The following is a 4,887-nucleotide window of genomic DNA, read 5'->3' as shown; positions in this document are numbered from 1 at the left end:
CAACACCGTCGTCCTGGCGGTCCAGGTTGCCATACCCCAGCATGAGGATTCGTTCCACAGCAGGTTCCTGTTGTGGATGTAATGAAGGAACAGGAACCTGCTGCTTTTGTTCGTTCTGATCCGTATCCATGCTATCGGGTGATCGTCTTTAATAAATTACCCTGATCATCAACCATTTCAACGGTGATGGGCATTTGGCCGACTGCATGGGTGGAGCAGGAAAGACAGGGATCGTATGCCCGCACGGCCGCTTCCACGCGATTCAACAGGCCTTCACGAATCTGCTGCCCGTTGATATAAGTTTTGGCAACGCTATCCACTGCGTGGCTCATTGCCCAGTTGTTGTTGCCGGTAGCAACAATCATGTTAACACGCTTTAGCTGACCGTTGGGGTTCGCCCAGTAATGATGCCACAATGTTCCTCTGGGGGCTTCAATGACACCAACTCCTTCGCCTTGGAAATTCTGACGGGTGTTGAGAATATCCGTGCTGAGGATATCCGGATCTTCGCACAATACGCGCACGTTCTCTGCTGCATAAAGTGCTTCAATCAGGCGGGCATAGTGGTAGTAAAGGGTATTTTCTACCGGTTTTCCGCTGTTGAGAGCCTTAAACTCGCGCAGCTCAGCATCTGCAAGTGGTGTAGCGATGCGATCGCTGGCATTCAATCTGCCTAACGGCCCCACGCGATACACACCCGCCGGATAGCCCAGCTTTTTGTAGTAGGGGAACTTCAAATACGACCAGGATTCGACATGTTCAGCAATGTAATCCAGATACTTGCGCCCGTCAAACAGTTCTAATTGTTTTCCACTTGAATCAATCAGGCGTACATCCCCATCAAACAATTCGAGGGTATTACCGGCTTTGACCAGGCCCAGGTAACCGGTTGGGAAAACAGCAAATTTATCAATGTCCTCGCGATTCTTTTCGGCCCAGCCCTTGAAGATTTGAATCCCCAATTGGATTGCAGAGATGACTTCATCCAGGCCCGCCAAAATGGTATCCCGCTCGGAAACTTTTAAGGTTTTATTGACTCCGCCGGGGACGGCAAAAACGGGGTGAATCCGTCGTCCGCCGAGAATGTGGATAATTTCCTGCCCGTACTTGCGTAAATTGACAGCTTTCAAAGCCAGTTCGGGATTGGTTTGTATCAAACCGACCACATTTCGTATGGCCGGATCGGCGTCAAAGCCGAGCAGTAAATCCGGGCCGGCTAATTCAAAGAAATGCATGCCGTGGCTTTGGATGATTTGTCCCATGTGCATCAGTTCCCGCAGCAATTGAGCGGGACGGGGAGGGGGTGAGCCATACACCTCGTCACCGGCTTTGGCAGCCGCCAAATGATGAGAAACGGGGCAAATACCGCAAATTCGCGGGGTGATGGTGGGCATTTCAAAAACCATGCGCCCTTCGCAGAATTTTTCGAACCCGCGGAATTCATTGACATGCAAGTATGCCCGGTCTACATTCCCCTCTGGTGTCAGGTGAATGGTCACTTTAGCATGACCTTCAATCCGGGTTACCGGTTCAATAGTGATTTTCTGTGTAGTCATAATCTTAGCCTCCGTTTAGTGCCAGTGCAGTTTGTCGTCTTTCATAACCGGGCGGCGGCCCTGTGCCAGTTCTGAAAGGACATAGAAGATCGTATCTGCATCTGGCGGGCAACCGGGCACAAAAATATCCACCGGCACAACTTCATGAACCGCCCGCACACGGGTTGGTTTTGCCAGCTCGGGGTCGTCTGGAATTTTTCCTTCTGAATCGGTACTTTCGGTTTCAACATAAGCCCGGCGCAGGGTTTCTTCAATGGTAAAGAAATTGCGCATAGCCGGAACACCTCCGAACACAGCACAATCTCCCAGCGCAACCAGGATCTTGCAGCGTTTGCGCATCATTTTTGCGACTTCTTCGTTACTGGTATTATTGATACCGCCCTCCAAGATTCCAACATCCACACCGCTTTCATCCGGGTGTTTCAGGTCGGTTATCGGCGTGGAACGCAAGTCCACCAGCTCTGCAATCTGAATAATGCGTTCATCCATGTCCAAAAGAGACATGTGACAGCCAGCACAACCTGCCATCCAATCAGATGCAACTTTCGGCTTACTCATAATCGTTTCTCCTTTCTGTTATCTGACGATAAATCTCAGGCAGCAATGCTGACTGGAGAGGGCCGTTGAGTAGCAACGCTTTCCCAGTCACTTTCTATTATCATACCAAGTTTCTCTGCAAGTGCAGTAAGCACCGCTTCATTTGTCCACACGGTTTCGGGCGGTTGGAGGGCTTTCGTTGCGGTCTGCAACCTGCCATCCAGGTTGATAAAATGCCCATCCTGTTCCAGCCAGTTCACAACTGGCAGGACAACATCTGCCATAGCGGTTAAGCGGGAGTAGTAACTGGCCTGAACGATGATACCTGAGCAATTTTCAATCTGCTGAATGAGCTTTTCTTTTGGTTCTTCGTCGCCGATGGCAATGTAGGCTACCTGATGACCATTCAGCTTGAAGGATTTATCCATGCCCAGTTGAGCAGCACCCATGGCATTTGCTCCGCCTTTGATGCTGATCATGGTAGCCCCAGTTGTCTGACTCAGGGTAATCAGCAGGCTCATCATTTCATCATTCGTCATAGCCGGATCGTAGATGATGATCGGTTTCTCGCTATTGGTCAACTGGAAAGCTGCTTCTAATAACAGATCCGAGGCCACACCACAAGCGCTACTGGCCTTTTGCACTTCTTCATCTGGTTGACCTTCAAAGGGGATGCGATTTTGGCCGAGTTTGGCTACAGCGGCGATTAACCCCTTCAGCAAGACAGCCAGGGATTTCTTTTGGGGGGTCAAGGCACAATGGGCGAGATCGCCCAGCTGATTTTGATCTTCGTCCACCACGATCAATTTAATCCCTTCAGGGAATCGCCTGCGGATGAAAAAGCCCAAAACTTCATGTTCATTGATGAGATCAGCACCCATGATGAAGAAGGCTCCGGCTTCGTGAACCTGATCAATGTTACCTTCAAAAGCCTTGCCCAGTTTTTCAGCCCATTTGGAGAGGATTGCCGTGCGGCTTCCTTCCTCGGTGGACGTGACCATCTCGCTGCGCAAGCGGTCAGCGAATAACTGGCGGAAGAGAGCCAGGCTTTCGAGCGGCAGGCGGGTAGATGCAAGCGCAGCGAGGCCATCCCCGGAAGCTGTCTTGATCTTCTCGGCAGCTGCATTCAGTGCTTCTTCCCATGAAACCGGCTGAAGCGTGCCGTTTTTGCGTACCAGCGGTGTTTTGATCCGTTCACGATCATCAAAAGCCGGGTAAAAGCGACCAACTTTGCAGGTTACCCCGCCGTTCACTTTGGCGTCCCAATTGCCATCAATGCGAATCAACTGTTGATCACGGGTGAGGATATCCAAACCACAGCCGACCGAACAGCCTACACAAACGGTTTGATGGTGATCTACGGTGGTGTTTTGACCGCGATATGCGCTGCGCCGGTCAATCAATGCACCGGTGGGGCAAACCTGAACGCACATCCCGCAGGATACACAAGAGCTTTCACCCAGAGGTACATTCAGGTCGGCAATCACGAAGGTCTTTGCACCGCGTTCTTCGACCCCCAGGGTGTTTGCTCCCACTAATTCCGAACAGGCGCGGATGCAGCGCCGGCACAGGATGCAGCGGTTATGTTCCAGAATAAAGTACGGGTGAGAAGCGTCCATCGGGTAGGGCTGCCAGTTGGGTTGTAATGGCCAGTGGGTCATTCCCTCCCCATAAGCGGCATTTTGCAGCTCGCAATCGCTGCCGCTGACCTGACAATATGGGCAAAAGTGATTTCGCTCACTAAATATCAGAGTCAGGACGAATTTTCTGGCTTTGCGGATTTGATCAGAGGTGGTTCGAACCACCATGTTGTTACTTGCCGGTATAGTACAGGAGGCCTGTAAGGTACGAAAACCTTCAATCTCAACCATACACAACCGACATCCGCCATAGGGCTTCAGGTGCGGATGATCACATAGGGTGGGTATATGGATGCCCGCTTTTCGAGCAGCGTTCAAGACGGTGGTGCCTTCCGGAACCTCGATTTTTTGGCCGTCAATTGTCAGGGTAATCATTCCAGACACTCTCCTTCTCAAAGATTAGTGAATGATTCTATGCTCGAATAGACCCATACCGGTAAAACAGACATTTTCCAACTTACTCTTCCGCTAAAGCGACCTTTACAGCTGTAATTTTGAATTCTGGGATTTTCGCAATCGGATCCAGCGCCGCGATGGTTAACTCATTGGCGTTGGCTTCCGGGAAGTGGAAGTTGGCATAAACCATTCCTTCTGGTACCCGGTCTGTCACCCAGGCTTCTGAAACAATGCTGCCACGACGAGAAGTAACCCGCACCTTGCGATTTCCGTTAATGCCAAGACGCAAGGCGTCTTCGGGGTTCAATTCAATCAATGGTTGAGGATAAACTTCCATCAAACCTTTGGCGCGGCGGGTCATTTCGCCACCGTGCCAGTGATACAAAACCCGGCCGGTGTTCATCAGCATGGGGAATTCTGCATCCGGCCTTTCGGCGGGTGGAACATCGGTGGTTGGCGAGAAGAGGCCTTTGCCACGGGTGAACTGCCCGATGTGTAGAATGGGGGTGCCGGGGTGATCGTAGCCTTTGACCGGCCAATGCAGATTTTCTCCACGATCTAACCGTTCGAAACTGACGCCTGAATAGGATGGAGTAACTCTGGCAACCTCATCCATGATTTCAGCAGGCGAGGAATACTGCCAGCCGGCCTGAGGCGCTGGGGCGGGTTTTCGCTCGCTCGCGGCAATCACGCGCTGCGCCAGGTCGCTGATGATCTGCCAATCGGGGCGGGATTGACCGACCGGTTCAACAGCTTTG

At 51.6% G+C, this 4,887-nt stretch carries 4 protein-coding genes; all 4 read right to left on the bottom strand.

Annotation, left to right across the window (positions count from 1 at the left end; translation table 11 throughout):
* Nucleotides 1–131: 131 nt before the first annotated feature.
* Nucleotides 132–1,556, bottom strand: a complete 1,425-nt coding sequence (locus VAE48_RS14260) for a Ni/Fe hydrogenase subunit alpha (protein WP_322793997.1) — start codon at nucleotides 1,554–1,556, stop codon at nucleotides 132–134.
* A 15-nt stretch (nucleotides 1,557–1,571) separates the two neighbouring features.
* Nucleotides 1,572–2,114: an NADP oxidoreductase gene (locus tag VAE48_RS14255; protein ID WP_322793996.1), complete on the bottom strand. Its 543-nt coding sequence runs from the start codon at nucleotides 2,112–2,114 to the stop codon at nucleotides 1,572–1,574.
* Nucleotides 2,115–2,149: 35 nt separating this feature from the next.
* A complete protein-coding gene (locus tag VAE48_RS14250; protein ID WP_322793995.1) occupies nucleotides 2,150–4,108 on the bottom strand; it encodes a molybdopterin-dependent oxidoreductase in 1,959 nt (652 codons plus the stop codon).
* A gap of 82 nt (nucleotides 4,109–4,190) precedes the next feature.
* The coding region (locus VAE48_RS14245; protein ID WP_322793994.1) for a molybdopterin oxidoreductase family protein at nucleotides 4,191–4,887 on the bottom strand (697 nt) is incomplete at its 5' end.

This window comes from Bellilinea sp. (genome assembly GCF_034432615.1).
Lineage (GTDB): Bacteria > Chloroflexota > Anaerolineae > Anaerolineales > Anaerolineaceae > Bellilinea.
Note: the sequence above shows the minus strand (reverse complement) of the source record. Positions and strands in the feature narration are given on the sequence as shown.

Excerpts from the sequence above, each read along its gene's own strand:
- VAE48_RS14260 (WP_322793997.1), bottom strand. The coding sequence starts at position 1,556 with ATGACTACACAGAAAATCACTATTGAACCGGTAACCCGGATTGAAGGT.
- VAE48_RS14255 (WP_322793996.1), bottom strand. The coding sequence starts at position 2,114 with ATGAGTAAGCCGAAAGTTGCATCTGATTGGATGGCAGGTTGTGCTGGC.
- VAE48_RS14250 (WP_322793995.1), bottom strand. The coding sequence starts at position 4,108 with ATGATTACCCTGACAATTGACGGCCAAAAAATCGAGGTTCCGGAAGGC.